General features: G+C 35.5%; 36 protein-coding genes. 2 read left to right on the plus strand and 34 right to left on the minus strand.

Features of this window, described 5'->3' with window-relative positions; translation table 11 throughout:
• Nucleotides 1–125: 125 nt before the first annotated feature.
• The 4 genes from BN3326_RS03590 to BN3326_RS03605 all read right to left on the minus strand — a co-directional run bounded on the left by BN3326_RS03590 (nucleotide 126) and on the right by BN3326_RS03605 (nucleotide 2,563).
• Nucleotides 126–653, minus strand: a complete 528-nt coding sequence (locus BN3326_RS03590; protein WP_069997731.1) for a hypothetical protein — start codon at nucleotides 651–653, stop codon at nucleotides 126–128.
• Between the two features lie 12 nt (nucleotides 654–665).
• The gene (locus BN3326_RS03595) at nucleotides 666–1,985 is read right to left on the minus strand and encodes an FtsK/SpoIIIE domain-containing protein (protein ID WP_069997732.1); all 1,320 of its coding nucleotides are present in this window, start codon (nucleotides 1,983–1,985) and stop codon (nucleotides 666–668) included.
• A 2-nt stretch (nucleotides 1,986–1,987) separates the two neighbouring features.
• Entirely contained in the window at nucleotides 1,988–2,209 is a 222-nt protein-coding gene (locus BN3326_RS03600; protein ID WP_069997733.1) for a hypothetical protein, read from the minus strand.
• Between the two features lie 174 nt (nucleotides 2,210–2,383).
• Nucleotides 2,384–2,563, minus strand: coding sequence for a hypothetical protein (locus BN3326_RS03605; RefSeq protein ID WP_069997734.1), 180 nt, complete (start codon nucleotides 2,561–2,563; stop codon nucleotides 2,384–2,386).
• A 158-nt stretch (nucleotides 2,564–2,721) separates the two neighbouring features.
• Here BN3326_RS03605 and BN3326_RS03610 point away from each other — a divergent pair, with 158 nt between their 5' ends.
• Nucleotides 2,722–2,931: a helix-turn-helix domain-containing protein gene (locus tag BN3326_RS03610; RefSeq protein WP_069997735.1), complete on the plus strand. Its 210-nt coding sequence runs from the start codon at nucleotides 2,722–2,724 to the stop codon at nucleotides 2,929–2,931.
• Nucleotides 2,932–2,965: 34 nt separating this feature from the next.
• Here the strand turns inward: BN3326_RS03610 and BN3326_RS03615 are convergent, their stop codons facing one another.
• From BN3326_RS03615 to BN3326_RS03635, 5 genes are all read right to left on the minus strand, one after another.
• Complete coding sequence (locus tag BN3326_RS03615) at nucleotides 2,966–3,949, minus strand: tyrosine-type recombinase/integrase (protein WP_069997736.1); 984 nt, start codon at nucleotides 3,947–3,949, stop codon at nucleotides 2,966–2,968.
• A 378-nt stretch (nucleotides 3,950–4,327) separates the two neighbouring features.
• Nucleotides 4,328–5,140, minus strand: a complete 813-nt coding sequence (locus tag BN3326_RS03620; RefSeq protein WP_069997737.1) for an N-acetylmuramoyl-L-alanine amidase — start codon at nucleotides 5,138–5,140, stop codon at nucleotides 4,328–4,330.
• Complete coding sequence (locus BN3326_RS03625) at nucleotides 5,124–5,465, minus strand: phage holin, LLH family (RefSeq protein WP_069997738.1); 342 nt, start codon at nucleotides 5,463–5,465, stop codon at nucleotides 5,124–5,126. The genes BN3326_RS03620 and BN3326_RS03625 overlap by 17 nt, the downstream gene beginning before the upstream one ends.
• Nucleotides 5,452–5,808, minus strand: coding sequence for a phage holin family protein (locus tag BN3326_RS03630; protein WP_069997739.1), 357 nt, complete (start codon nucleotides 5,806–5,808; stop codon nucleotides 5,452–5,454). Before BN3326_RS03630 ends, BN3326_RS03625 begins: the two co-directional genes overlap by 14 nt.
• Before the next feature lies 1 nt (nucleotide 5,809).
• Complete coding sequence (locus tag BN3326_RS03635; RefSeq protein WP_069997740.1) at nucleotides 5,810–6,130, minus strand: hypothetical protein; 321 nt, start codon at nucleotides 6,128–6,130, stop codon at nucleotides 5,810–5,812.
• Nucleotides 6,131–6,251: 121 nt separating this feature from the next.
• Here BN3326_RS03635 and BN3326_RS03640 point away from each other — a divergent pair, with 121 nt between their 5' ends.
• Nucleotides 6,252–6,575, plus strand: coding sequence for a hypothetical protein (locus BN3326_RS03640; RefSeq protein ID WP_069997741.1), 324 nt, complete (start codon nucleotides 6,252–6,254; stop codon nucleotides 6,573–6,575).
• Here BN3326_RS03640 and BN3326_RS22495 read toward each other — a convergent pair.
• The 25 genes from BN3326_RS22495 to BN3326_RS03755 form a co-directional block, all read right to left on the minus strand.
• Nucleotides 6,572–6,697 (minus strand): hypothetical protein, encoded by a 126-nt coding sequence (locus BN3326_RS22495; RefSeq protein ID WP_255363175.1) that lies wholly within the window; start codon nucleotides 6,695–6,697, stop codon nucleotides 6,572–6,574. The two genes, BN3326_RS03640 and BN3326_RS22495, sit on opposite strands and share 4 nt — an antisense overlap.
• Before the next feature lie 83 nt (nucleotides 6,698–6,780).
• Complete coding sequence (locus BN3326_RS22500; protein ID WP_255363176.1) at nucleotides 6,781–6,906, minus strand: hypothetical protein; 126 nt, start codon at nucleotides 6,904–6,906, stop codon at nucleotides 6,781–6,783.
• A 1-nt stretch (nucleotide 6,907) separates the two neighbouring features.
• Nucleotides 6,908–7,177 carry a hypothetical protein gene (locus BN3326_RS03645; protein WP_069997742.1) on the minus strand — a complete coding sequence of 90 codons (270 nt, stop codon included), beginning with the start codon at nucleotides 7,175–7,177 and terminating at the stop codon, nucleotides 6,908–6,910.
• A gap of 12 nt (nucleotides 7,178–7,189) precedes the next feature.
• Nucleotides 7,190–8,506, minus strand: coding sequence for a hypothetical protein (locus BN3326_RS03650; protein WP_069997743.1), 1,317 nt, complete (start codon nucleotides 8,504–8,506; stop codon nucleotides 7,190–7,192).
• A 7-nt stretch (nucleotides 8,507–8,513) separates the two neighbouring features.
• Nucleotides 8,514–9,068 carry a phage tail protein gene (locus BN3326_RS03655; RefSeq protein ID WP_069997744.1) on the minus strand — a complete coding sequence of 185 codons (555 nt, stop codon included), beginning with the start codon at nucleotides 9,066–9,068 and terminating at the stop codon, nucleotides 8,514–8,516.
• An 11-nt stretch (nucleotides 9,069–9,079) separates the two neighbouring features.
• The gene (locus tag BN3326_RS03660; RefSeq protein ID WP_069997745.1) at nucleotides 9,080–10,195 is read right to left on the minus strand and encodes a baseplate assembly protein; all 1,116 of its coding nucleotides are present in this window, start codon (nucleotides 10,193–10,195) and stop codon (nucleotides 9,080–9,082) included.
• Nucleotides 10,192–10,497 carry a hypothetical protein gene (locus BN3326_RS03665; RefSeq protein ID WP_069997746.1) on the minus strand — a complete coding sequence of 102 codons (306 nt, stop codon included), beginning with the start codon at nucleotides 10,495–10,497 and terminating at the stop codon, nucleotides 10,192–10,194. Before BN3326_RS03665 ends, BN3326_RS03660 begins: the two co-directional genes overlap by 4 nt.
• Before the next feature lie 13 nt (nucleotides 10,498–10,510).
• The gene (locus BN3326_RS03670) at nucleotides 10,511–11,062 is read right to left on the minus strand and encodes a phage tail protein (protein WP_069997747.1); all 552 of its coding nucleotides are present in this window, start codon (nucleotides 11,060–11,062) and stop codon (nucleotides 10,511–10,513) included.
• Nucleotides 11,062–11,265: a hypothetical protein gene (locus BN3326_RS03675; RefSeq protein ID WP_069997748.1), complete on the minus strand. Its 204-nt coding sequence runs from the start codon at nucleotides 11,263–11,265 to the stop codon at nucleotides 11,062–11,064. Before BN3326_RS03675 ends, BN3326_RS03670 begins: the two co-directional genes overlap by 1 nt.
• A gap of 4 nt (nucleotides 11,266–11,269) precedes the next feature.
• Nucleotides 11,270–12,169, minus strand: a complete 900-nt coding sequence (locus BN3326_RS03680; RefSeq protein ID WP_069997749.1) for a phage late control D family protein — start codon at nucleotides 12,167–12,169, stop codon at nucleotides 11,270–11,272.
• 5 nt (nucleotides 12,170–12,174) lie between these two features.
• On the minus strand, nucleotides 12,175–12,387 hold the full coding sequence (locus tag BN3326_RS03685) for a tail protein X (RefSeq protein WP_069997750.1): 213 nt from the start codon (nucleotides 12,385–12,387) through the stop codon (nucleotides 12,175–12,177).
• Entirely contained in the window at nucleotides 12,380–14,128 is a 1,749-nt protein-coding gene (locus BN3326_RS03690) for a phage tail tape measure protein (protein ID WP_069997751.1), read from the minus strand. Before BN3326_RS03690 ends, BN3326_RS03685 begins: the two co-directional genes overlap by 8 nt.
• Before the next feature lie 156 nt (nucleotides 14,129–14,284).
• Nucleotides 14,285–14,665, minus strand: coding sequence for a phage tail assembly protein (locus BN3326_RS03695; protein WP_141722835.1), 381 nt, complete (start codon nucleotides 14,663–14,665; stop codon nucleotides 14,285–14,287).
• A 21-nt stretch (nucleotides 14,666–14,686) separates the two neighbouring features.
• The gene (locus BN3326_RS03700) at nucleotides 14,687–15,193 is read right to left on the minus strand and encodes a phage major tail tube protein (RefSeq protein ID WP_069997753.1); all 507 of its coding nucleotides are present in this window, start codon (nucleotides 15,191–15,193) and stop codon (nucleotides 14,687–14,689) included.
• Nucleotides 15,193–16,650, minus strand: a complete 1,458-nt coding sequence (locus BN3326_RS03705; protein ID WP_069997754.1) for a phage tail sheath protein — start codon at nucleotides 16,648–16,650, stop codon at nucleotides 15,193–15,195. Before BN3326_RS03705 ends, BN3326_RS03700 begins: the two co-directional genes overlap by 1 nt.
• A gap of 14 nt (nucleotides 16,651–16,664) precedes the next feature.
• Nucleotides 16,665–17,195, minus strand: a complete 531-nt coding sequence (locus BN3326_RS03710) for a hypothetical protein (protein WP_069997755.1) — start codon at nucleotides 17,193–17,195, stop codon at nucleotides 16,665–16,667.
• Nucleotides 17,192–17,821 (minus strand): phage tail protein, encoded by a 630-nt coding sequence (locus BN3326_RS03715; protein WP_069997756.1) that lies wholly within the window; start codon nucleotides 17,819–17,821, stop codon nucleotides 17,192–17,194. Before BN3326_RS03715 ends, BN3326_RS03710 begins: the two co-directional genes overlap by 4 nt.
• Before the next feature lie 9 nt (nucleotides 17,822–17,830).
• A complete protein-coding gene (locus BN3326_RS03720; RefSeq protein WP_242875929.1) occupies nucleotides 17,831–18,130 on the minus strand; it encodes a hypothetical protein in 300 nt (99 codons plus the stop codon).
• Between the two features lie 23 nt (nucleotides 18,131–18,153).
• The gene (locus BN3326_RS03725; RefSeq protein ID WP_069997758.1) at nucleotides 18,154–19,173 is read right to left on the minus strand and encodes a major capsid protein; all 1,020 of its coding nucleotides are present in this window, start codon (nucleotides 19,171–19,173) and stop codon (nucleotides 18,154–18,156) included.
• 14 nt (nucleotides 19,174–19,187) lie between these two features.
• A complete protein-coding gene (locus tag BN3326_RS03730; protein WP_069997759.1) occupies nucleotides 19,188–19,553 on the minus strand; it encodes a head decoration protein in 366 nt (121 codons plus the stop codon).
• A 2-nt stretch (nucleotides 19,554–19,555) separates the two neighbouring features.
• Nucleotides 19,556–20,665, minus strand: coding sequence for a head maturation protease, ClpP-related (locus tag BN3326_RS03735; protein ID WP_069997760.1), 1,110 nt, complete (start codon nucleotides 20,663–20,665; stop codon nucleotides 19,556–19,558).
• Nucleotides 20,666–22,201 (minus strand): phage portal protein, encoded by a 1,536-nt coding sequence (locus tag BN3326_RS03740; protein WP_069997761.1) that lies wholly within the window; start codon nucleotides 22,199–22,201, stop codon nucleotides 20,666–20,668.
• 33 nt (nucleotides 22,202–22,234) lie between these two features.
• Entirely contained in the window at nucleotides 22,235–22,471 is a 237-nt protein-coding gene (locus BN3326_RS03745; protein ID WP_069997762.1) for a DUF6148 family protein, read from the minus strand.
• Between the two features lie 2 nt (nucleotides 22,472–22,473).
• Nucleotides 22,474–24,291 (minus strand): phage terminase large subunit family protein, encoded by a 1,818-nt coding sequence (locus BN3326_RS03750; RefSeq protein ID WP_242875930.1) that lies wholly within the window; start codon nucleotides 24,289–24,291, stop codon nucleotides 22,474–22,476.
• The gene (locus tag BN3326_RS03755; RefSeq protein ID WP_069997764.1) at nucleotides 24,281–24,844 is read right to left on the minus strand and encodes a hypothetical protein; all 564 of its coding nucleotides are present in this window, start codon (nucleotides 24,842–24,844) and stop codon (nucleotides 24,281–24,283) included. Before BN3326_RS03755 ends, BN3326_RS03750 begins: the two co-directional genes overlap by 11 nt.
• Between the last annotated feature and the right edge of the window lie 466 nt (nucleotides 24,845–25,310).

Below are 25,310 nucleotides of genomic sequence, written 5' to 3' on the forward strand. Positions count from 1 at the left end.
AATTTTTTCTACTTAATATTAGTATACCTTGGTTTTAAAAATATATAACTCAAAAATATTACAATTCGATTACAAAAAAAGAGAGAGATTATTACGGTATGGCTCTCTCTTTTTTAAAGATATTTTTAAAAGAATTCTTTAGGATTTATACAAATTATAGGTACAACCGGGCTTCTAACTTTTTTGCTACATACATATAATATCTTGAATGAATTAAAATACTTTCTTTCTCTATATACTTTTTCGTATATGGAGATTTTTTTATTTAAGGTGTTGTTGAATCTCTCTATCTCTATCATTAATACCCCGTATTCATTGCTTTTTTGTATTCCTATCACTGCATCAGGTCTGGCACCATCAAGTTTGACCTCTCGCCTAAAGTTAAGCACCTCATATCCCTTGCTTCGGATCCAGAGGATAGAACGTGCTGCCATATCCATATGTTCTATTTGTCGAGGTTTATTCCCAGTATAATAAAAGTATTTTGCATTAGGATTTTCCCTATAACGCTTGCAATACCCTTCATCAACCATCTTTTCAAGTCGGTACATTGCTACTCTATAGGATGGATAAAATAGTATGTGTATAATATCACTACGGCAAGGATTCTTTTTTATAAATTCTAGTGCTTTATTATCTCTCTCGGTAAGCAACGAAATCACCCCCTAAACAAGACTTTCTATCTTTTTAATATCATCCTTAGTAGCCTTTTTAAGATCTTCATTAGGTGCTTCTTTTGCCTGATTCTGATAGGTACTAAATGTAGCTTTTTTAGTTAGGTACTCTTTTAATGTGCACTCTATTTCTTTTGTAGTCATATAAAGGCTCTGGAATATAATATCATCATGTTTTTCATCATTGAGGATGCCTCGACCTGGTGGAGCTGTTTTAAGTTCTCTGCTGGCAAGATAATTGCCATGGCCTAACACTATCTCTGAATCTACATCGTATTTAACTTTGAAACATATTGTAGTGCGCAAATTGGCCTTAATACGCGTGTCTAAAGTTTTGAAGTCAGGCCTCTGTATAGTTAATATTACGCTTATATTTGCGGCTCTGCTAAGGTTTAAGAGCAAGAATAATAGTTCTGCTGCAGCTTTATTATTGAATAGCAGGCTATATTCCTCTATAACAAAAACTATAGGTTTCATAGGTGATTTTTTAAACTTGGCATTATACTCTTTATAATCAACACAATTTCCATTGTTCAATGTTATATATCGCTTCATCATTATCTCATGCAGCTCTTGCATCATCTGTATAGTATCTTCTTGGAAAATAGTATACCTAGTGCAATTACTGGCTCTACTAAATAATTTAGTTGTTACGCCACCTTTTAGATCTGCTATCCATAGCTCGCCTTTTGCTATAAGTCCTTTTGTTTGCAATATAAATTGTACTAGCAACTGCCTTAATAGCTCGCTTTTTCCACTTCCAGTAGTCCCTGATATGAGCATGTGACAGTCACTAGAATTAAGGTCTATTACTTCTATATTTTCACCTTTAATACTTTGGCTATATCCTGCTGAAAACTTCATCAAATCCTTTTGAAGATGATCTGTTGTGAATTTATATAATGCACCTAATGCCTTATGAAATGTCTGTATAATCACATTGAAGTTATCAGCTATATCTATCTTAACTTTTTTCTTTAGAGCATTTTCTATTTCATTTTGTTTTGATTTGATCTGATCTCCTGATAATCCAGCAGGTACATAATAGACTTTCTGCTCTCCTACGTCTGTTTTAATAGTTTTAATGCAAATAGGCACCTTCTCATCTTTTGTGACTAGCCCTATATTTTCCCACATTTTGTTTTGTTTAAACTCAAAGTTCTCCCAAAATGCTAACCCGACACTTCCGACTGTAGCTACTACGCCAGGAACTAAAAGGAATGGGAAAGTTGCTGATAGGGCCAGGCTACCAACTCCACCGAGAAACATATACGCGAATGCTTCATAATCATTTTCTTTATTTTTGCTCATTGCTACTTCCCCTTTATAACTATATCGTAAAATGATCTAACTATATCTTTCCCAACTTTCCCAGACTCTCTTAAAAATTCATTTAGATATGACTCTTCACCTTTCTCATATTCATACTCATCTTCCTCTTCAGGGTGTGTGGCTTTGTAAAGTTCATGGCAACCTTTGATTAAACCCTCTAATACTTCATATGGATTATTGTGTGTACGACCATATTTAGACATCTACGTTACCTCCTTTAGGTATTCAAACCAACTATTCAAACCGTTTGTATAGTAAAACATTGTATTATCAAGCTATGGATAAACTGTTTTATGTGTGCCTATGAGGAAATGAGCGAGTGAAGTTGGAGCGAATGACGAATAACGCGGCCGACGTGCGACGCCAACGGCCTTACCCTATTCGAATTTAATTAATTTTTTTGCGAATATACGATTAACTTCCCTTTGATTCATATTTCCTGATTCAATAGCATCTAGAAAATATAAAATTGCCTCTACAATTAGTTCGCTAGCATTACTACTATTTTTAAGCACCTTACCGACTAATTCATTTGAAATATAAATGTGTTTATCCATAATACCTCCCTTTCCTGTACAGTTTCTGGCTATTTTGTAGCTATAATAATTTATATGCACAAAAATTTCATATATGTGAAATTTAAATACATTTTATTGAAGATAACTTTTATTTGTAAAATATTTACAGTATACTATAGTAAACAAGGAGGGATAAAATGTTTGACTATACACCTTTACGAGTTATGTTAGCTAGAAAAAACTTAAAAAAAGGATATCTTAATGATGTCGTAGGCTTACATACTACTGTTACAGCAAAAATAAGTAAGAATAAATATATAAGCAGCCATGCTCTGGATACTATATGCCAACATTTTGAGTGTCAACTTTCCGATATTTGCGAAATAAAAAAAGACCCTAGCAATTAGATGCTTGGGTCCTTTCCTCGTATAGATATTAGCATTAATCCAATTTAATGCTAAACATGTTTGATAGTACATTCGCCTCATCATTTTTCAAATATGACTCTGTAGTTCCGGTGTCTTCGTGATGAGCATAGACCTTAAGCTCCTCTAAGGAGAATCCTTTCTCTCTTTTAAGTTCTTTGCATATGTAGTGAGTGCCACGCTTCATATTCTCAATGGCGCTATGGCGGAAGCTATGAGGTGTAATTTTTATTTCTTTACCCTCTATTTCACTAAGGATTTTTCTAAGTGTCATAGTCCATTCATATAATGAGCTGTACCTCGCTGGCCTAACGCGCTCTTGCCCTTCATAACATACCCAAAGGCTATCATAGTCATCCGTTCTGGTATCTAAATAAAGTTTAAGGCTCTCTTTGCTTCTTGAGAAATATAAAAGAGGGAATTGTTTTCCCCCTTTGCCTTCTACAATATTCGTATAATTTCTGTTAAGTAAATCTCTCTTTTTAATTTGCAATACTTCTTTTCTTCTGCCAGCACTATCGTAATAGATATCAGTAAGTGCTAATAGCTTGTACTTCTTTTTCTCAATTAAATGCTTCCTGATTTTGCTTATCTGTTCATCAGTTAGGAATATAATTTCTCTCTCAGCTTTTTTAGGTACACCTTTGACTTTCTTGGATTTATTGTATTCATAGTCATAGTCATCATCGTCCTCTGCAAAATCTAGCATACTATGAAGTGCACTCATAACTCTGCAGCATCTCGCACTGGAAACCTCTCTTTCATCTAAGAACCACATTTTGATTCGGCGAAAGTCTTTTTTATTTAATTGTAATATGTCTTTGTTATCAAGTTCATCATGTATGTACACTAATATCATTTTTAGATCTGCTGCATATTGCTTAATTGTTTCTGGACTTTTTTTATTGCTTTTCATCTCTAAAACAAAGTCTTCCAACAACTCCTTATTTCTTCTATTAACCTTTAACCATTTTTCTGCTGTATATACTTTTCTCAACATAATTTTTCCTCCTTTGATTTTTTTAGACTTATTTGGTCGTATAATTAAAGGATACCGTCGTAATCGAAAAATATAACAAAACTGATATTGGATTAAAAAAATCATTTTAAATTGGATTTAGCAATATGTTAGAAACATGATGCTCTTTCTACTCTTTTTCTATTCTTTTTTATTGGTAACAACCATTGGTCATGGCAAATGTTTATAAACGTTGAAAATACGAGATTCTTTGACCCAACTGAAGATCATGAATGTATCTGGGAATGTTACTTTTTGCATTTCTAAAAAACTGAGCAATTATGATATAAATATTTTTTAAAAGATACTGAAAAAACTTCTTTTGGAAAGCCAAAAAAAGGCAGAGCCGTAGCCCTACCTTTAAATTTTCGAAGCTACTTTTATGAGCAGGCTCCTAATGTATTCAGTTTTAAATTGTTTATCATCCCAGATCTTGCGCTGTCCTATAATGCCTTTTTCAACAAGCGCATCTATAGACGCAAAATAGTTTGTAGCTCCAAATAGCGCACCTATCTTTTCAATTAATGCCTGTGCATACATAAGATTCATTCTATCAATATTGTTCCATGAAGCCTCATTAATGTTAACTCCGGACCTTACTAATTTTGATACCGCATTAATAAGCGGCACATCATGTTGAGTAACAACTATCTTATATTCAGATACAATAACATCTGCTATAGCCTTAGCAATTCTCTCCTGGTAAATGTTATCTTTTAATAATGTGCAGTCCCTATAGTTTGAAATAAAGCCACATTCAACTAAAACAGATGCTCTAAACCCATTCAAAACTCCTAAATCATTCCTTAGTTTTGCCCCACGGTTGTTCGCACCAGTAACTCTGCACATGGCATCACATAATTTTTTACCTAGGATATTCTCATGCTTATACAGGACTTCTATCCCGTTTGCGGATATATTGGCAGCACTATTAATATGTATACTAATAAGTAAGTCAACTCCAAGAGCTTGCGCTTTTCTAGGTCTTTCAGATACACTTATTGTATCTTCTTCAGACTCCCTTGTTAAGAAGCATATTATTTTGTGTTTCTCCAGTTCTAACTTGAGTCGTTTTGATATTTGTAATGCAAGTGCAGATTCCTTCTGGCCGTTACCAGTTGCTCCATAATCTAAAGAGTTATTCCTATGTCCTGGATCAATTAGTATTTTCATTCTTGATCACACTCCCTATATTTATTACTTGTTCTTTTGGTTTTTTATCTATTTCCTGAAGAACTGAATTAATAAGCATATCCAATGTTTCTTGATCTATATGGATACCTCTCTTTTGTAGCCATGCGATAACATAATTTCGCTTCTCAGGACCAGCTTTCACAGCTTTCTTATAAATAAACTCAGCCGCTTTTACTGCTGCAGCTACATACCACTCATTTTTAAGCGTCTTTAACCATGGTACTAAAATATAAGTTACTAAGCCAACAAATACCAGCAATACCGCCCTTATTAAAATTAAAGTTAATCCACTAATTTCTATCATCTTCACTACCTCCATCAAATGTTTTTAATATTTTAAATGCTTTTCTTTGCTTCAAGATCTGATGAAGCATAACAGACGCTGCCGCGGCAAAATAACCCTGTCCTATTGCTGTTACAAAAAGAAGTACCCACCTCATTACATCATCTGGCTTATTCATACTTAGGCAAGCCATAGTTGAAATAGCAATGCCTATGTAAGCTAACACTTCTGGGATAAGGCTATCATCAATCTTTTTACTTTTCTTTAGGACCATACCGAGCCACATTAAAAAGGGGATTGTATAAAATGTCTCAACTGTGATGTACTCCCGGATAATGCTTGCAATGCTTTCGGTTTCATTCATGCTATTCACTCCTCTTTCCAAGTTCATCAATTCTATGGTGTGCAGACTTAACACTTTCTTTTACTGTTGTAAGTTCCACACGAAAGTCCATATTTACCTTTTCTTGCGCTCTCATATCAATTCTGATGTCCTCTATTCCTCGCTTGATATAACTTATGTCTGTCTTTAATCCTCCCCGTTCCTCACCAGATTCTAAACTTTCTTTTGCAATCTTTTCTTTCTCGGTTTTTGCACCTTTTGATTGTCCAATTATAAAGCTCGCAATAGAACATAGACCGACGAATAAACTAACAAATGCAACTACTGTGCCACTTATTTGCATTACATCACTCTCCTTACTTGCTGTTATATAATTTAAAATTATTTGAAATATCTTTCCTATTCTCCTATAATTAATTTATCAGCTCGACCAAGCTGAAATACAAAAGAAAGGTGATGATAATATGAGTTTTGAACTTACTGGTTTAGATGAATTTGAAAAAGGCCTCCAAGATCTGGCAGATAGAGCTGAAGCTTTAGATGGCGAACATGAAGTTACTTTTGAAGATTTATTCGTTGAGGATTTCATGGCATCTTGCACTCAATTTTCAAGTATTGATGAACTATTTGAAAAAAGTCCATTTGTTGTAAATTCTCCTGAGGACTTTGAAGCTATTCCTGATGATGAATTAGATACATATATCTCCGAAGTAACTCAATTTGAGTCATGGGAAGATATGCTAAGTGAAGCCGGCGCGCAATATGCAGCAAGACAATTAGGCTTCTAACAATTTATAATCACTGATACTTCTGAACGTTTGGTACAAGTTGCTTCTATAGAACGTGTACCGTTCTTTTTTATTGTCATAAAGTTAATTTTGCACATCAACTTTGAGCCGATCTTATTCATTTCATTGCCTCCCATCTTATAATTTCTGTTAAAAGAGGGCATAAAAATAAGCCCTCTACGGACCTTAAAAAATGATTATTTGTTTATACTTGCGGCGTTGCTAAAATCATATTTGCTTCTTCTTCTGTAATATACAAAGGGACATAACTTCTTACCTTCGTTTCATTAATTCTTCTCATAACCCACATATTTAAAATAAATCCATACATCTTACATTCCTCCCATCATATCCATGATAAATAATAAAGCATCTTCTGTTGATTGTAACCTTTGTTTTAAGGCTTCAAATTCACTTGGTTTTGGTTCAGAAATTGGCTTTAACTCGCTGAATTCCCTAGTTTCTGTGTTGAACTTATTGTACTGTTGTGCTTTTTCGTATTCTTCTAGCGTCAACGCTACCATATTTTCTTGTTCTTCAAACGTGTCGATCACTTGTAAAATTGTATTATTCTCGCTAATTTGCAAATAGTAGTATCGCATATATGCCCCCTATCAAGGATTTAAGTAATAGTGCAAGCCTACTCTTAGGCCAGCAGCTGCGGTGTCTAATCTACCGTAAAACTGAAAGTTGTTGTTAAACGGTATGTCTAATGCGTGCGAAGATCCATATCCGGCATCCGTTGTGAACACTGTAGTCGGGTCGCTTGTTATATTGATTACCGTAACCCCGTCTACCACAATCCTTATGTCTCTTAAATAGAAGTGTGCGTGTGACATTATTCTTACCATACCGCCTTTTGCGTTTGTGTAGCTTTTTATTAGCTGCTCAGTTGTTACCGCAGCCATAGTTATTCTCTCAAATTGATATGTTTTTCCCACAATATCACCCCCAAACTTTTGGCACGCCGCCTTAACTAAAGCTGGCGTCATATACTTAATATTGTCTGTACCAGCTTGCGCTTCCGCAGTAGTTGCTACAGCTGGGTTATCGCAACGTACCCAGCCCGACCAAACACCGCTGAAATAGTTACGTAAATACATAGAGACACCGCCGTTATACTGTTCGGCCACTTGTACTCTATTACTATTTGTGTCTATGCCACCATAAAAATATGTTTGAATGTGCCAGTAATAACCTGTATTTGGCGTATTAGCGTGGTTTGTAAGTATAAGTCCTTCTACTGTTGTATTTGGGTCTTGTGTGATAGTACCACGGTTCCGCATTGGCATTTGTTTCACATTGTCTAACGATTCTAGTTCTACATCTGCTTTACTAAGTACAACCGCTCCAGTTTTACTAGCCACTGATGTAACTGGGTATGATATATTACCAACCGCCTCTAAACAATCACTTATTTGTTCACGTATATCTGGATGAGACGAGCCGCTATTACTATGATTATCTAGGTCGGTTAAAGTTAGGTATATTAAGCTGTTGTCTATCGCTGCAGAAATGTTTGTGGCATTACCTATTGTCGCAACTATATCTAATCTTTTTTCAAGTATTTCACTGCCGCCTCCTGCTGGTATATACTCAGCTAAGTTTCCGGCATTTCCATAGCAATATAATGTTTCTATCCCTGTATCTGGATCTGCCGCAAAAAGTCCAACTTCTCGCCAATAAAATCCTGTTAAGATATCACTATTATTAAGGATTCCCCCAACTGTGGCAGTGCTACTGCTTGTTTTAATAGTGGTTATAGAGATATTCTTTTTAGGACTAATAAGTGCATTAAGCGCCTGAATCGCTGCGCCGCCTAATTGTCCGTCCCCTATTTGTAACTTTGTAAAATTAAGCTGTTTACCAGCTTGTGCTTTTGCTTGTAATATGCGACCTTTATCAGTAAATATAATACTTCCAAAGCTCATAATCTTATCACGCTCCTTGTATTAGCGTTATGCTATCACCTGTATGCAGCACAAATCCATAGTGTACAGATAAGTCTGCTACCATATTAACTAAAACTTCTTCAAGCCTTGTACTGAGTCTTTTAACCTTATTAACTGCGGCATTAAATTGTTCAGCCTTTTCCCCTGTAACACTAATATTTGATGTTAATACCTTGAAGTGATATGGTGCCCCGCCATATTCATACCACTCCTCTATTACTCCATCACCAAAATAATCCTTGATTACCTGCTCAATAGCGTAGTTAGTGCCTAAAAAGCTAAATACTTTATCACAATTTTTAATGAGATTTCTTTTTATTTCGATCTCAGCGTTAGGATCATACCAAAAAATATTCTTTTCTGTAGCTATTTCATCCAACATTGCATCGCTCATAGTATCTATGTTTGAAGATATGATACACTTAGTTACATCAATGGCATTGAGTTGGGGATTAATAGCTTCACATAGTGCTACTGTTGTCTTATCTGACTTCATACTATTTGTTTGTAGAGATAATAAGTCTAATTGATTAAGATTCATGTTATCCCTCCTTATTCTAATCCGCCATATGTAATTGTTACTGAGTTCACTTTAGCTATTTGTATGGCTTCAATTTCAGTATAGGCTGGTGCCGTAAGTGCAATTCTACTTGCTCCTGCATTCAACATAAGATTCCTTAGTCTGTCAGGATTAATATGTCTGCCTATTTTAGTATCTTGCCACGCTGTATATTCTTCAATAGCTTTATCTATAGCAGATCTTATAGTTATTTCCTCAGTCTGATTATCACTGCCAATATAATAAGTCAGTGTAATATTATAATTTATTACTTCAGGAGCTGCAGCTGATACATAGTCAGTCTGTGGTCTTACGTGTTTAGGACTACAACTTGCTTCTACCTTTTGTAAAACCGCCTCACTTGGTAATTCACCGTTCTTCATTACCACAGTAATAAGGACTTCTCCAGGATTAGGAGATGTAGGCACTACATCTTGTATATTTGCATCAGCACTTTTGGCATAGTAAATATATCCTAGTTCATGGCCAGCTGTGCTAATTTTAGAGTTTGCAAGCCGTATCCTTCCGCGGTAACCGCTCCATATATTAATACCATCATCATCAGGCTCAGTATCAGCTCCGCCGCTGCTTGTATCAATATTAGAAACTTGACCAATAAACGGAATGATATCTACAAGAGTTTTTACTTGTCCAGGTGAAAACCCATTATGATCAGCTCCTGCAACAGTGGCCTCTGTAAGAATATCACTATATAATTCGCCAGATAGAACAGTCTTTTCTTTCACTGTTTCAAAAAAACAAACACCATCTGGAGTAATCCTGGTGCCTTTTGGAATAACTATATTATTATTTTGTGCGGCTGATAGTGTAAATCTCATAATACAGCTTGCTTTTTGGGGTTCTAAACGGATGACATCTTTGCTTTCACCAATCGCATCTAAGACCTCATCCCTTGCGTATCGTAAGAGGTTTTGTTTAGCACTTTCATTAATAGCATTAAAGATGGCTACAATAAGCTGCGTTTCTTGTTCTAAAAAAATTCTTCTCTCATCTCCAGGATAGAGAACTTCTCCAAGAGCTGTCTGAAACATTATTAAAATTTCATTATAAATTTTCTTTGCATCAACTTCTATAAACTGAATGCTCAAACTTCAATCACCACCTTCAAGCTTATGTTACCGAAACTATCTAATCCTATTGGAGTAACACTTTGAACTGTAGCATTCGGCTCATACGTTTCAATTAAACGGTAGACCTCAGCTACATACAGAGCCACTGCATCATCAAAAGGCATATCCAAGATATTAGGATCTAATCCCTTTGTTCTATCATAAGCAACTTCATATCGCCAAGTGCTAATAAGATTTCTAACATTTTGCAAAGTTCTTTGAGTATCTTTAGCTGTCCAATCTAATTTAAATTCTTGAGATGTATCTATTTCATATAACATATCCATCTCCTTCTTACATTTGTCTTTCGAGCACTTTAAAGTTAGTCGCAGTACTCACTTTTAATTCTGCTTTTTCAGTTGGCTTTAGTGCTTCATAAACAGAACTAGTATCTTTTGCCTTCTTAGTTTTAGTGCTCTTTTTTGATTTTGAGGATTCTTTTTTGTTTCCTTTACTGACATACTCGTCAAATTTGAGAGAAACATCCGCTGAAAGTATATTCCCTTTAATATCCACATTAGGTTTTGTACCACTTACATCTACTAATAGCCATTTTGTATCGAGAAAAGGTTTGCCATTTAATAAAAACGGATAGGGTTTAGCATCATCAAGAATTTTCATCCACTGATTAATCTGATCCAGTGGATGAACTCCTAATGCACTATCAAGGTGAATCTTAATACTAAATGTGTCAAGATTAGCATTCTTAACATATGTGCTAGGTTTTTTGCCTGGATTATCTTGTTTTTCAGTATCTAAGCTTGCTGCAAAGGTTAGATCATCAAATGTAATTGTTTTATCAGCACTTACCACAAATCCTTTTGTTCCGAAGGTCGCAATGTACATTAAACCACCACCTTTTTAAGTATGCCAGTTATAGCTCCTGCAGATAAGTTGTTATCAAAAAAAGCAACTACAACCTCATCCCCTACCGCTATTTCTCCAACCTCTAGACATTTTGGCAAAAGATTACTTAAATAACTTTTTTCTTTTATAAATACTTTAAATAAACCATTATCAGTGCTTGATATAATTCCTTTTAAATTCATTGCATCACCAACTTGGTATTTGTCTTAAAAAAAACGTTGTTTTATCATTAACCATCTTATCAATTATTTGATAAATATAGTACTTACCATCACTCAAACCTAATCCGCTTAATGATAATGAGCTTCCTGCAGCAATATTTGTATTTAACTTTGTATCAAATGCTATCATGTGTTCATACTTATTGCTATTTCTAAGTATATTTTTTGCAAATCTTTGAGCTTCACCTATACTATTTACTTCTAAATTAGCTATCAGAAGAGCCTCCCCAGTGCCACTTGGAGACTTAAAGGTATTATCTATGTTGCCATAGACAATTCGCACTGCTCCATAAGTATCTTTATTATCGTACTTAAAGTTTCCAACAATATCGGAAGCTGCTAAAGTTATACCGTTTTGACTTTCCATACTCTTTTCATCAAATATAACTAGCTGATTATTGGATACTTTAAGTATATAGCCCTCAATCATGCACCTTTTATTTAAAAATGCAAAATCTGTTTCATCTACCTGATTGACTCTATTGTATAAATAGTTTTGAATACCATAGGTTTTAAGAGACAGACCATGTTTGCCAGCAAATTCATTCAAAAGTTCTAGAAAAGTAACGTTCTCCCATGACTTAGTACGTTTCTCTTTAGATTCTTTTTTTATAGGAATTGCTTTTAAAATAATAAGACCATCTTGCTGTTTAACAATCGCTATAAACATTTTACCACTGGAAAACCCATCTTTTCTAAGCTCCAACTCATGAGACTTTTGCGGTTTCCATCGACTCCAGTCATTAGTAGGATTATTGATCTCTAATATAATGCTATCAAATTTTCCACCTGAACAATCTGTTAAGTCAGCAGTTCTTATATCAATATCTTTTGTTATGTCTTTGCCTTCATAGATAAGCTGCACTAAAATCACCTCTTCCATGGTGGCAGTGTATCCGCTGGATCATCTTCAATAATAGGCACTTTAAGGTCTATTCCATGACTAAAGGTTATTGTTGCTACATGCTGTGGATTAGCTTGCATAAGAATATGTGCTTTAAATTCATCATCATACGCATTAAGTGCAATAATATCAAAAGTATCACCTTGCACTGTTGTATAAATATAATAATCATTACCCAAAGCTCACCAACTCCTCATCCTCTTTTTGTCCTGAAATAACTTCTAATACTACGCGTTTTACCTCTTCAAGATTTCCACCATTGATATAAATATTAATTATTTTGCCTGAGCCTTTAGTACCAACACCTAATATCTGAGCTGTTTGTTGTAATAAGCTTACACTTCTTGGTGTTTTCCTAAGTGGTATAGCCATTTCAGGCCCAGCTTCTCCAAAGATTGATGCTTGAGTTGCGATGCCGCCTAGTGCAAAGGCCGGAAGAGTAGGTATTGATACTCCGATTGTTTTTCCGCCAATTCCTGGTACCCAATCTGGAACATCAAACTTAATTTTATTAAGACCGCCTATAAGGAAATTAAAAGCGCTAACATAGACATTTAGATACCCTTTAAAAGCACCTATGATACCATCCCATAAGCCGCTAAACCACGATGTAATTCCACTCCAAGCAAATTTAAAACCATCTACCATACCTATCCATATACCACTAAACCATGTACCTATTCCATTAAAAAATGGGATCACGTAATCCTGCCAAGCTCCAACACACCATTTAGATACCATATCCCAATTCTGCCATAGCCATAGCCCTGCGGCTACTAAGGCACCTATAGCTACAATCATTACCCCTATAGGGTTTGCTGCCATAACAGCATTAAGACCGCCCTGCGCAAACTGCTGCGCTATTGTAGATGCTTTCCATGCATCCATAAGACTAGTTACAGTGCTTAATATTGAAAAGCCTGTCATGATAGTTACAGCCCCTGCTGCAATAGGGATTAACCAATTCAAGTTGTCTTTAGCCCACGATATAGAATCTCCTGCTAATTTAAAACCATCTTCAATATTAGATGAGAATGCATCCATATCTATATTCTTCACAAATACATTTGCCTTTGATGTAAAGTCTGTGAATAATGGAATAAATCTTGATAGTGCGCTGGCTGCTTTATCCATAATACTATTCTTAAGTAGCCTTTTTTGATTTTCCCAGGAGTCTTCCAGTGTTCTAGCAAAGTCTCCTTGCGCATCAGCTGATGTTGTCATCAAATAGTTATACCTAAGCAAGGTTTGTGATGCTTGATCCATGTCTTTATAAGCTACTTTGATACCTTTCTGAAGAGCAAAAGCTTCTAAGTTCGCTACACTCATATTAATACCAAGCTGCTTAAGCGGCTCAGTCTCTCCGCTCATTCCAGCTCTGATTTTATTCCAAGCTTCATCATGATCTAAGTTATAAAACGATGCAAAGTCACCTGCAAGTTCTGCAAGGCTTTCCGACATTAATAAATTTTCTTTACTTGCTATACCACTGCTTTTAAGCATGGCACCCATACTGCCTGACCACTGCTTAGCTTGCAATTCTGTTATGCCAAATGCTTCAAGAGTAGTTTTAGACCATGCGTCAATTTTAGATGCCTGATCTCCAAATGTTGTATTAACAACGTTAGATACTTCAATAAGGCTACTTGCTGTACTAAGTGCATCTACTCCTATTTGCTTAATGCTACTTATAAGTTTAGATACTCCATTAGCTGCTAGATTTCCTAAAAAGCTTGCTTTTAGCATATCTCCAAACTTAGCTCCGGCAGCTACACCATTCTTAAATTCCTTGTTAGTCTGTTTCATTTTTTCGGCAAGCTTTGCATTTTCACCGCTTGCTTTCATAAGGGCGGTTGAAAGAGAAGGATCTATCTTGCCTGCTAATGTAATAAGAGCTCTTAACTCCTTTTTACTTGCCATTTTGCTTAGCCTCCTCACTCATTTCACTGGATACTTCGCCAAGCACATCTGAAAACTCTATCAAGTCCTGAATTGACATATTCAAACAGCTTGTATAATCTGTTGAGGTGCAATATGTGATTCTAGCTGCACACTTTCTAAGTTCTTTATCTGATACTATTCCTCCGAATTGAGATAGAAAAAATTTCTTGCAAGTGCAGCTCCTTTTTGGATATCTTTAGCGCTTAAACGCATTACGTCTGAAATATCCATATCTTCATTTGCTTTTACAACTGCCCCAGCAAATAAGTACATGTGATAGTCTGTATCCAGTTCTTCTACAGACACAGGTACCCCATCTTGCTTAATTCTTTTTCCCACATTGATTTTGTCCCTTGCAGTCATATTCTCAAAATCATATTTCAATTCTTTAACTTCCTCACCATTGACCATGATTGGCTTTGATAATTTTAGCGCTTGGTTTTCCATATGCATAAACTCCTTTATCTCTTTATTTTTAGATTTTCTAGTTCTTGATACTATCTTTTGATATTTCATAGCATAAAAAAGAGCGGCTCATTAAAGAGCTGCCCTCACCTTTTCCATGTAATCTACGCCATTAATTTTATAAACATAATTTAATTTGTCTATCAAAAGTGTTTCTACTCCATTAATGACTTGACGATATCTTAGCACCTCAAATTCAATGCTACCATCCATATTAGAGCCTTGCTCGACTTTGCCAGGGTCATATTTCTTGTTAACACCGTTAATGAATACTTTACTGCCTTCTGGGATTACTGACCCATCAGATTGTGTTACATCTCTATTAAATCTAATCTCTAATTTCTGTATGCCTGGCTTTGCAAGATTAGCATTAGACTTATTAATTCCTCTCGCAGTAACACTAAATGTCATGGCATTGATTTGTCCCGTCATAGGCATATCAATGCTACCTAATATGCCCGCTCCTTTTATTTCATTAGTGGCAGATTCAATGCTGGGAAGTTGACACGAAACATAGTCTGCTATATCAACACTATCTGCTAAAAATCTATGTGCAATTACTGCTCCTGATATAATCATTATTCAGCACCTCCAAATAATACATCAAGCCCTGATGATGTATAAGTAATTTTAGCTGTAAGTGATTTGCCTGGTGGGGTAGTAGTTGTTGCAATGTCAAACACAAAGTCACCTTCTACAATATCTGATATTGGATTGCTACTTTCTTCAAATACGATATTGGCAAGTAATAATCTTCCTTGCGCAATTAGATTATCTAACCATTCCTGCATATCATTAAGAATAGTATCTTTAAGGGCCCTATTGAATGGCTTATCAACTAATATGCCATATCTACTTTGGAATGTATTAGCGATATACTGAAGCATACGAACTGATGAATCAAATACATTTCTCTTGTCCATATCTTTACCGTATTCGTATTCGCCAGTATGACCTCCCCAAAGAACCCATCTACCGCCCCAATAAGTTGCAGTACGAATACCTTTACTATTAAGATCATTGGCTTGTATTTGATCAAAGTCAATTTGTGTCCCATCTGCAAGGCATAGACATTTAATGTCAATAGGCTTATTAGATGGTGTTTCAACTGGCACTCCATCATTATTGTAATCTACCCACTGCATAGTTACTGTAGCAAGCGTTGATAAGTGGAATAATTTATCTTCACCATTTTTACCCATCGGCCAGCATGGTGCTTCTAAACTGCTTACATAGCCTTTATCAACTTTTTCCGTTTTAGCCTCTGAAATAGTAGATGCCCCTGTATCAGTGGAACTAATATCACTGTTTACAAAGGCATACCAATGTCCGTTTATTTTTTGGCTTGCTGTTTTTAATGCTGTATCTACTGCTGATTTTGTGCTCCAATAAGGCGCTGCCAAAATAGTAGGAACCACATTAAATGTTTGATATACTAAATCAAGAACAGCTGTGCCTGTTCTCTCTCCAGATGCGCTGGTTCCTCCAATAATATCTGCATCTGTTACTGCTGCTGGATCTACTTCACTAAATGTAACATCGATACTATTTCCTAATGCAGACTTTAAGTCTTTAATCATTACTCTTGTGCCATCAGCCGTATATTCTACTGAATAATCAATTCCAAGAATCTTACTTGCAATATCTATTGTTTTAAGGATAACATTTCGATTATTAATGTAGCCTATACCATTTGTTAGTGTAACTGTTGCTGTTTCTGCCACAGCTTCTCTATGAATATCAGGATCAAGAACATTAATAAGTATAATAGGCCCTATTGCTTGTATGTTATTTCTAAAGTGTGCGTAGATTGCTTCACAAAGCGTAAAATCGCCCCATGCACTATCTATATATCCTGCTACTGTCTGAGCCTCTTTAAAACTGCTAATTAATAATGGTTTATTAACCTTTTCTGTGTAATCTGTAAACTGATGAACAGGCAAAGTTCCAAAATAAACAGGCAGTGTGCCCAAAGATTTAGGTGGAATAAAATCTTTTGTTGCCATAATATCGGCAAATGCTCCGTGTTTATACACTTTATATCACCTCTCTATAATAATTTTTCAATTTCTTTTTTTGGATATGCTTTAGTGCTTACTTCAAAAGTCATATAGCCATACCAATATGGATAAGGCTGCTCTTCATACATTTTCCATTTAACATTGTCTTGCAGTTTCATTTTAGATTTAATAATTGTGTCACTTATAAGAGCTGCTTTAGTTAAATCAATAAAATTTAATAAGTCTCTATATCCATTAAAACTTGGAATATATTTTATATTCCCTGATTCATTAGGTGTGTGATCTCCAGGAGAAAATATTGCAAATGATAATCTGATACTGAATGTAGTATAATCTGAGTTATCTGAGCCATCATCAAGGCCAACAACAATGCAAGGAATATGCTGTTCAACATCTGTTGGAAGATAGCCTTTTGGTGGTATCCATCCAACGAATACATTAGGATTAACTAACTTATAATTTGCTATGTTGTTATCATCAGCCAATTGGAGCTTAATTTTATTAGCAACATTTTCTTCCAAGTACTCTTTTAGCAAATCTAAAATGCCTGCACTACTCATTTAAGCTTCCCTCCTATGCTAATCATTGCTCTTTCAATTTCATGCTGCAATCTTTCGTTTAATTTCTCGGTTGCAAAATTTTGTATTTGGTCTCCTATATTCTCATTTGTAATCATTTGTGGGATGGACAAAGTCCTTACTGGAGCTATTGGCAATCTAGATTTCCCTGATCTTTTAAATATATTATATTGAGTCTTATCAGCACTCTTTGCCCCTGTAGAAGCTAAAAAAGGTTTAGGATTTGTTCTTATTTGTTTATTACCTGAACTCTTTTTTATTTTTACTTTTAACGGAGTACCATATCTAATTTCAAGCATTTTAGCTAATTTAGGGTCTGAAGGAGTAAGTGGAAAATGTGCCAAGCTTAATGTATGACCTCTCGATGCAACAGAAGCTTCTAAATTCGATTTAGACGGTCTCTTAATTCCACCTGCAAAGGTCTCTTTAACTTCTTTGGCTTTAATGGCATATTCTTTAGGAACTATTCGCCCAACCTGTGTAACAACTTGATCTAGTGTTCTGTTTAATGCATGATAGGCAGCTTCTCCTACCTCTTTTTCAAAACCTTTAAGCTCAATAGTAAGTGTTTCGATTTTTTTAGTATCTATAAAAACATCTTTGCTCACTCTATCACCTTACCCTAAGTTTTGGCTCAAAATAATTTCATAAACTCCCATATCCTCACGGATATTAAATACATACATCTGCCTTCCATCAAAAATAATAGGCATACCCTGCCCAAGCTTCTTACTGATATCACTTGACTTAACAAATATCAGTATTTCACCAACGGATATGCCATCATATTCTTTTTTTGAGCGCTTTATGAGTTGGTCGTTATCAATTGTACAATTAATAACGACCCCATCTATACTATGTGGTTCAGCAAATTCATTTGTATTAAAAAATACTGTCTCTAGATCTTCTTGTAACATATCCCTAAAAGACATAATTGCACCTACAGTACTTTAGCAACTACCCAACTATCTACATCGTCTGGGGCTGGTAGTGGCCTTGATACAAGTCTTAATTCATCAATTTCATTTTTATCATCTGGGGTGTATTTAGGAATTCTTTCTCCCTCATATGTAACCCATGCACCATTTTCCTTTTGTGTAACTGATCCATAATAACGTGTACCTTTGCCAGTTGATCCCATAATCACGGTACCACTAGGAATAAGCTCTTTTTCTTCTCCATCTTCATCAATATAGAATTCTGTATAAGAATAAATTTCTACGCCTAATTTAGGAATTCTTCCAATAAATGTTACACCGTCTCCCTTATATGTAGGTTCAATTACTCCCATATTTAATCTTTGTATATCTAAGATGTTTTGTACTTCTTCGTTTGCTAAAAATTCCTCTACTACATCACTTGCCATAATGACAATATTAGGAGCTTTTCCTGATTGCTTGATAATCTTATCTTTTCTCCATGCTTCCATGTTTGCTAATGGATCACTTCCAACTTCATTCCATCTTTCACCTGGTTCTAAATCTACTTTATTAGTAAAATTAAAGTCTACTGTAATTATTTGTCCTTCAGTTTCAATATCAATTACTTCACCCTGAAGAACTTGTGCGCAGAACCACTCTTCTCTACGTGTAATTTGTTCATCAAGATCTAGTAAATCCTCTGCTAGTATTTGCGCTGCTCTTTGGGCTGGTGTTTTACTTGAGTAAACACTTTCACCTAATTGGCGCTTTTTAAGATCATCAGCGGTCAACACTCTAATAGGTGCTACCTTAGGAGTCATGATTTTATTAGTTACAAATCCATCTCTTGCAACTACAATTCCCCTTACTCTTGGAGCGACAAAAGGAGCTAATTTTCTCTTGCCCTTTTTAACATCAACCTCGGCTTCCTCTGTCACAAGTGTTTTAATATTTGGGAAGAATGTATCTCTTAAAAACGTAAATACCGGTTTCTTTTGACTAATAGCTGCTAACATTGTTTTAGTATCATAAATACTCATAATTTAAATCCCCCTTAAATTAAATAGATTCCTAATGTTCTAAGTGTTGCTTTATGAATTGCTGCTGTATCTGTTCCTCCGAATATTAATGCATCTGACTTGAAATACCCTGATACATATACTGTCGCTTCTGTTGTTTCTGTTTCAGACAGTGTTACATCATCAGTTAGAATACCATATGGTTTTTCTGTTCCATCGGTTTTAGTACTATCTACAACCTTCCCAGTCTTATCAGTGGTTAATAGTGCGATAACCGTGCCAGCTGATAATATGCCTGTTCCCATAGCAAGTGTTACACCTTCTGGCAATAAAGGAACTTGATTCCCTGCTATAATGCTAACTGGGTTATACTCTCCTGCTTTGCTAAACATATCACTCATTATCATTTACCTCCATTCATAATTTGTGCCATAAAGTTTGCGCTTTCAGCATCTTGTGCTTCTTTTGTTTGATTGTTTTGAGGTGCTGCAGCATTAGATACTGTTCCTAAATTCGCTGCTGTTGCATCATTTTGAAGATCATTAAGGTATTTTTGTCCTTGTTCTTTTTGAGCTTTAATAATGTTCATAGCTACTTTCTCAGCTGATTCTCCATTGTCAATTCCATTACTAATAATATCCTCAATTCCTGGCATCGCTAAATCATTGATTGCTTTAATACGATTCCTCTCTGCAGTTATTGCATGATTTGTTGTATCCTGAACAATTTGATCGTAAATTTCAGGATGGTCTGTTTTAAAATTCTCCAGTGTCATTTTACTACCTTCTTTCAATTTATTATCAACTACTGTATTAATTACAGTAGGCTGATTCTGTGCTGATAATTTAAGTACTTTGTCAATATTTTCAGTTAGCTTGAGTTTAATTTCATCTACAGACTTACATTTTTCAAGCTCACTCATTAGCAAATCATCGTTAATTGGTATGGCATTATAAAGTGTAGGAACTGGATTTGACTCTGTTTTTACATCAAACATAATTCCATCAATTAGTCCTAGTTCTTTAGCTTGTTCCGCCGTTAACCATGTTTCCTTCTCCATAAGATCTTTAATCTCACTCGCTGGTTTTCCACTTTTGAGTACATAAGCTTGCGCTATTGTAGAATCTGTTACTCGCAACATATTACTTGTTTCATCCATAGCTTGATGTGGCCCTTCTGCATATGTTGATGAGTTATGAATCATCATCTCAGAAAGTGGACTCATGTAACATTTAGCATTTTTAGGCATAGATGCAAATGAGGCTGCACTAGCCGCTAACCCCACAATTTTAATTGTTACATTTCCCTTATATTCACTTATGGCATTATATATCTCGTATCCATCATAAACACTTCCACCACCGCTATTTACGTAGATTTCAACATCATCCCCATTTGCTTCCTGCAAACCACTTGTTATAGTACTTGGAGAAGTATGTGGTATATTGAATAGCTCATAGATCCACTTGCTTCCATCACCAATAATTCGTCCTTTAATATTTATGACTTTCAATTAACTTCCTCCTTTCACATTCACCATAGTTGGAATTTCTTGCCTCATCTTTTCTTCTTTAACTCTTTGTCTATGATTTCTACTAAAGTCACCGCCATTCATTTCAACCGTCTCCTGTTGTCTAGTAGAGAATCCTTCCTCTACTCTAATCTTGGCTGCTTGTGCTTCTACTGTTGGGTTAAGTTGCCCTGGTGATGGGCCATTCCATTCTGCTTGACAATATGCTTGTTTTGCTAAAGGATTAGTTAAAAATCCCGGGGCATAGATTCTTCCTTTTGCTACTGCTTCAGTAAGCCACTCACTGTAAATTGGCTGACAAAAATCATTTGCAAGCCATGTTCTGCGCATTTTAAACATTTTCCATGCTTCAAGTAGCGCTGCTCTTGATGCTGAATAACTTGCAGTAAATTGCTTAAGTAATAGCTCAGGGGGGATCTCTAATGCGGCTCCTATTTGCCTGCATATAGTGCTTACAAATCCATCAAATGCTGTATTAGGTCTATTTGGGTTTGCTGTTTGGATTTCTTCTCCATCTCCTAGAGATACAATTGCTCCATTTCCAAGCTCTAAACTATTAGAATCTTCATCATCTACTCTATCCTCTTCACTTATTGACTCCCCAATAGGCGGTTCGCTTGGATTATTTGTTTTAATGAATACAGTAAACATACCACTTACTACAGCACCCATTAACTCAGCTTCAGTATATCTGCCTAACTGCTTAAGTGCTTCAATTACAGGGGCAAGTAAAGGAACTCCTCTACGCTGACCTATTCGCTCTGACTCCATAATGTGTAGAACATTTCTTCTTCCTGTTTTTTCTCCATAGGCCTCAACTCTCGTCCATGACCTGTTTTTAAATGATGATACGGATAATGGATGGAAGTTTGCTATATGATATGCCACTATTTCACCATTTTCATTACATTCGACACCACCGACTATGTCTTTTGAGAAATCTTTAAAATTAGGATCACATACTCTATCAGCTTCGATAAGCTGCACCCTAAGGTCATATGGCATGCCTATTCTTTGTGTGAATGGTAAAAGAGCAAATGTATCTCCGTTCATAAGCCAGCTTAAAAAAGCTAGTTGCTGAATTTCATAGAAATTATTGATACGTGCTAGATCGCAATTTGGCGTTTCAGCCCATAACTTAAATTCACGTTCAACATCTGTTTCCCATCTATCAGCCTCTTCTTCTGTCATACCTAGAAATTCATAGTCTATTGATGGTTTTAATTTCAATCCAGCACCTACTACATTTGTTCTAGTAGTCTTAATTGCGCTTGTAGCAATAGGTGCACCACCCATATATAGATCTCTTGATCGTTCACGCAGTGTTTGGACATTATCTTCTATATCTTCTTTAGGTCCACCACCACCAAATAGCCAACCCTTCATACTTTTTTTAGAATAACTGGCGCCATGATTTCCATAACCGCTGTTAATAAGATCTAATTGTTTTCTAGCCACCTCTCTTTTAAGAGCAGTTTGAGGAAATATGGCTGCAATAGTTTTCTCGATTAATTTCATACTCTTTTCTCACCTCCCTCCTATTAAATTTTCTTATAAATCACGAGGCACTATTCGCATTACACGATTAGTGCCTCTTCTTTTTGATTGATTTTCTAATGCTTCAACTTGATTCTTCCAATATTTAATTTCTTCTCTTATCTGATAAAGATTAGCCCTATTAAGTTCTCTTGAGCCTATTCTATAATTCTGGCCAGCTGTAACTTTTAGCTCAGCTTCCATCCATGCGTGTAAATGTTGTTTTGCCTGTTCTAAAGTCCATGCACTCATGTTTATCTCACTCCTTTGCTTAAAACTTTTCTTTTCTTAGTAGGTGGTTTCTGTCTATATAGATCTCCTCTGAGTTTTTGCTCTTTAAGTTCTGCTAAATTCACATTAAGAATTCTTAAAGCTGCTGTAGCATAGTTTCTAATATCCAATGGCTCATTTCTTGCACTTCCAACTTTTACCCATTCAAACTTAGACTTTCCTTGTTTAGTTGTTGTTTTTTTATATTTCTCAGCTAATAATCCTTTAAAAAAATCTATCGTATATCCTGCATGCTCATCTATTGGGAAATGACAATATCCTGAAGTATCACCCTCAGTAAAATACTCTAATTTGAGTCTTGAAGTAATAATCTCTTTGCCAGCATCTACTCCTAAAGTAAACAGATTACATGCTTCACGATTATTTTTTGTTGCTTTTCCCACAAAAGGTATTCCCGGACCTCCTCTTCCTTTTATGGCCCACACCCGGCGGTATTCTCTTTTTTTACAATATTTATATACCTCCTGAGTATAATGTCCTCCACTGTCTATACATGCAGTAGCTATACGGATTTTAGTGCCATCTTTATAGGAAAACTCGTAGTTGAGTAAGTCATCAAGCTGTTTCCATACTGCTGGCTGATCAGGAATGCCTCTAAACACATCATATTTTATACCCCAAGATTCTTCACCCACTCCCCATCCAACTACTTCAACCTCTAAACGATCATCCTGTGTGTCTACTCCTGCAGTTAAAATAAGAACATCATCTGGAATTTCACAATTATACATTTCACGTCTTTTAACAAGTACTTCTTCACTAGTTTCTTCTGAATGATCTTCCCAAGTTTCACCTAAACAAGTATTAACCCACACCCTATAAGTTTCTAATGACATTTTAGCTTGTTTAAACTCTTTTATTATTTCCCCCCAGCTTTTCCATGGTGAAGCAAGTTCATTAAGGTGAAATCCTCTATCAGAACGTTCAGGGTGCAGTGCAACCCATACGCCTTGATTAGCTTTCCAATCTAGCTCACTAGCTCTATCTCCGCAGTGCATGCAAGTCATTGTTTCATCATCAAAGTTAATTCTGTTCCATTCTAAAGGCTGAAGTTCTCCGCAATGCGGACAAGGAAGATTCCATTTTTCCATAGTGCTTAAATTGTATTCATCCTCTATTTTTGAAGCACCTTTATTAGTAGGGGTGGAAACAAAGACTTTCTTACGATTCCAAAATGTTGTTGTTCTTTTTTCAGCCAACGAAAGTGGATCTCCCTCATCTCCAACTGATCCAGGATATCTATCTATTTCATCAGCTAAAAGTATTCTTATAGGTGCGCTTGATAATGACTTCTCAGAATTTGCTCCAACTAATTTTATATACCCTCCTATAAATGATTTTTGAAGTACCGTATTATCTCCATCTCTCGACTTAGAATCATTAAACTTATCAGTAAGAATCTTGGTATCTCTTATCATGTGAGCAAGTCTTGTTTTACTAAATGACTTAGCAAGTTCAAGTGTAGGCTGTACCAGCATAATTGGAGAAGGATCATAATCAACATAATATCCAATGGTATTAAGTAATATCTCAGACTTTCCAACTTGAGCCGAACTCATTATCACGACTTTTTTAATTTTTGCATTACTAATGGCATCCATAATCTCACGCATGTAGGGAGTTCTATCAGTATTCCATTGACCAGGTTCTGATGCGGCTTCTCTTGATATCTGCCTATATTCATCAGCCCATTGACTCATAGTTACTTTTTTAGGAGGAGCTACAAGTTTAGCTATATTTCTAAACAGACTATCGAGGGAATGTTGTTTTCTAACTTCCATCCATAACCACCTCGTCATTTTCAAGTTCAACATATGTATCATGCCTAAATAGTTCAGGGTCGTACTCGCTCAATTCTTGTAAAGCGTTATAAAGCTCATCTTTCAAGATATCTTCTATAGCTATAACATCTTTTTTAACAGCTAGTTGAGCTGATATTTTAGATGGAATTGTTAATATTTTAGCCTTAAATGCCATCATCATCTTTCCCATTTCACGCTCAACATCTACAGAGTCATGCATGCTTCCTTGCATGAGGGCCAATTCTAATTCAGCTTTTTGCCTTTTCGCTTTTTCATGCAGCATCTTTTCAATTTCAAACTCTTTTTCAGTGCTATTAACTGCATTCTCGTTATCATTTTTAGTCTTAAGATATAGGATATACTTTCTCATGGTAACTACTAAATTGAAGCTGCCAGTTTTAACTTTATCTAATATACCCTCTTCTACCATCTGATTAATTCGGCGAGTAGATACATCTAAGATGCTGGCTATGACCTTGGTGCTTACCACAACCTCGTCTGCACTCATTAATTTTTTATTGGTTTCTGTCATTTGTCTCACCTCACCTATTTCCGCTTTTTTAGGAAAGAAATTGGGTTCAAAAAAATCCCCCAAATTGATAAACCTCGGGCCTCGCCAGACCCGCATGAGATTTTAATTTCTCAGAAGAACCTATTGACTATCAATGCTTTCAGAATATGCAAACAATACTCTATCATAGCATCACAGATTGTATATTAATTAACAATGCATACTCTCTATAAGGTGCTATTCGTCCTCCATTTTAAAAAACCGGAAGTGACATAAAACCTTGTTATTTTGTACAATGCTTATTTTTTAATCAATTTGATATTTGCATACTACTTGTGTTCCCATGCTATATGTATCAACGCTTACATGCTACTTTACTTAATTGTTTGATACTTTACTTATCTTGTATTCTGTTAACTATCTTTTGTTTTTGGATTCTAATAGAAGAAACTCATGCTTCTTACAAGATAGTTGACACACACTAAAT

It is taken from the genome of Cellulosilyticum sp. I15G10I2, from assembly GCF_900095725.1.
Lineage (GTDB): Bacteria > Bacillota > Clostridia > Lachnospirales > Cellulosilyticaceae > FMMP01.

Bases quoted from the DNA above. Each gene is read 5' to 3' on its own strand.
- BN3326_RS03695 (WP_141722835.1), bottom strand. From the start codon at position 14,665: ATGAAATATCAAAAGATAGTATCAAGAACTAGAAAATCTAAAAATAAA.
- BN3326_RS03720 (WP_242875929.1), bottom strand. From the start codon at position 18,130: ATGTTACAAGAAGATCTAGAGACAGTATTTTTTAATACAAATGAATTT.
- BN3326_RS03645 (WP_069997742.1), bottom strand. From the start codon at position 7,177: ATGCGATACTACTATTTGCAAATTAGCGAGAATAATACAATTTTACAA.
- BN3326_RS03620 (WP_069997737.1), bottom strand. From the start codon at position 5,140: ATGAAAATACTAATTGATCCAGGACATAGGAATAACTCTTTAGATTAT.
- BN3326_RS03710 (WP_069997755.1), bottom strand. From the start codon at position 17,195: ATGAGTAGTGCAGGCATTTTAGATTTGCTAAAAGAGTACTTGGAAGAA.
- BN3326_RS03750 (WP_242875930.1), bottom strand. From the start codon at position 24,291: ATGGAAGTTAGAAAACAACATTCCCTCGATAGTCTGTTTAGAAATATA.
- BN3326_RS03640 (WP_069997741.1), top strand. From the start codon at position 6,252: ATGAGTTTTGAACTTACTGGTTTAGATGAATTTGAAAAAGGCCTCCAA.
- BN3326_RS03625 (WP_069997738.1), bottom strand. From the start codon at position 5,465: ATGATAGAAATTAGTGGATTAACTTTAATTTTAATAAGGGCGGTATTG.
- BN3326_RS03755 (WP_069997764.1), bottom strand. From the start codon at position 24,844: ATGACAGAAACCAATAAAAAATTAATGAGTGCAGACGAGGTTGTGGTA.
- BN3326_RS03730 (WP_069997759.1), bottom strand. From the start codon at position 19,553: ATGAGTGATATGTTTAGCAAAGCAGGAGAGTATAACCCAGTTAGCATT.
- BN3326_RS03605 (WP_069997734.1), bottom strand. From the start codon at position 2,563: ATGGATAAACACATTTATATTTCAAATGAATTAGTCGGTAAGGTGCTT.
- BN3326_RS03725 (WP_069997758.1), bottom strand. From the start codon at position 19,173: ATGAGTATTTATGATACTAAAACAATGTTAGCAGCTATTAGTCAAAAG.
- BN3326_RS03600 (WP_069997733.1), bottom strand. From the start codon at position 2,209: ATGTCTAAATATGGTCGTACACACAATAATCCATATGAAGTATTAGAG.
- BN3326_RS03635 (WP_069997740.1), bottom strand. From the start codon at position 6,130: ATGCAAATAAGTGGCACAGTAGTTGCATTTGTTAGTTTATTCGTCGGT.
- BN3326_RS03655 (WP_069997744.1), bottom strand. From the start codon at position 9,068: ATGAATCTTAATCAATTAGACTTATTATCTCTACAAACAAATAGTATG.
- BN3326_RS03745 (WP_069997762.1), bottom strand. From the start codon at position 22,471: ATGAGTGCATGGACTTTAGAACAGGCAAAACAACATTTACACGCATGG.
- BN3326_RS03670 (WP_069997747.1), bottom strand. From the start codon at position 11,062: ATGTACATTGCGACCTTCGGAACAAAAGGATTTGTGGTAAGTGCTGAT.
- BN3326_RS22500 (WP_255363176.1), bottom strand. From the start codon at position 6,906: ATGTATGGATTTATTTTAAATATGTGGGTTATGAGAAGAATTAATGAA.
- BN3326_RS22495 (WP_255363175.1), bottom strand. From the start codon at position 6,697: ATGAATAAGATCGGCTCAAAGTTGATGTGCAAAATTAACTTTATGACA.
- BN3326_RS03740 (WP_069997761.1), bottom strand. From the start codon at position 22,201: ATGAAATTAATCGAGAAAACTATTGCAGCCATATTTCCTCAAACTGCT.
- BN3326_RS03595 (WP_069997732.1), bottom strand. From the start codon at position 1,985: ATGAGCAAAAATAAAGAAAATGATTATGAAGCATTCGCGTATATGTTT.
- BN3326_RS03610 (WP_069997735.1), top strand. From the start codon at position 2,722: ATGTTTGACTATACACCTTTACGAGTTATGTTAGCTAGAAAAAACTTA.
- BN3326_RS03650 (WP_069997743.1), bottom strand. From the start codon at position 8,506: ATGAGCTTTGGAAGTATTATATTTACTGATAAAGGTCGCATATTACAA.
- BN3326_RS03690 (WP_069997751.1), bottom strand. From the start codon at position 14,128: ATGGCAAGTAAAAAGGAGTTAAGAGCTCTTATTACATTAGCAGGCAAG.
- BN3326_RS03630 (WP_069997739.1), bottom strand. From the start codon at position 5,808: ATGAATGAAACCGAAAGCATTGCAAGCATTATCCGGGAGTACATCACA.
- BN3326_RS03615 (WP_069997736.1), bottom strand. From the start codon at position 3,949: ATGTTGAGAAAAGTATATACAGCAGAAAAATGGTTAAAGGTTAATAGA.
- BN3326_RS03700 (WP_069997753.1), bottom strand. From the start codon at position 15,193: ATGATTATATCAGGAGCAGTAATTGCACATAGATTTTTAGCAGATAGT.
- BN3326_RS03675 (WP_069997748.1), bottom strand. From the start codon at position 11,265: ATGAATTTAAAAGGAATTATATCAAGCACTGATAATGGTTTATTTAAA.
- BN3326_RS03665 (WP_069997746.1), bottom strand. From the start codon at position 10,497: ATGTTATATGAAATAGATACATCTCAAGAATTTAAATTAGATTGGACA.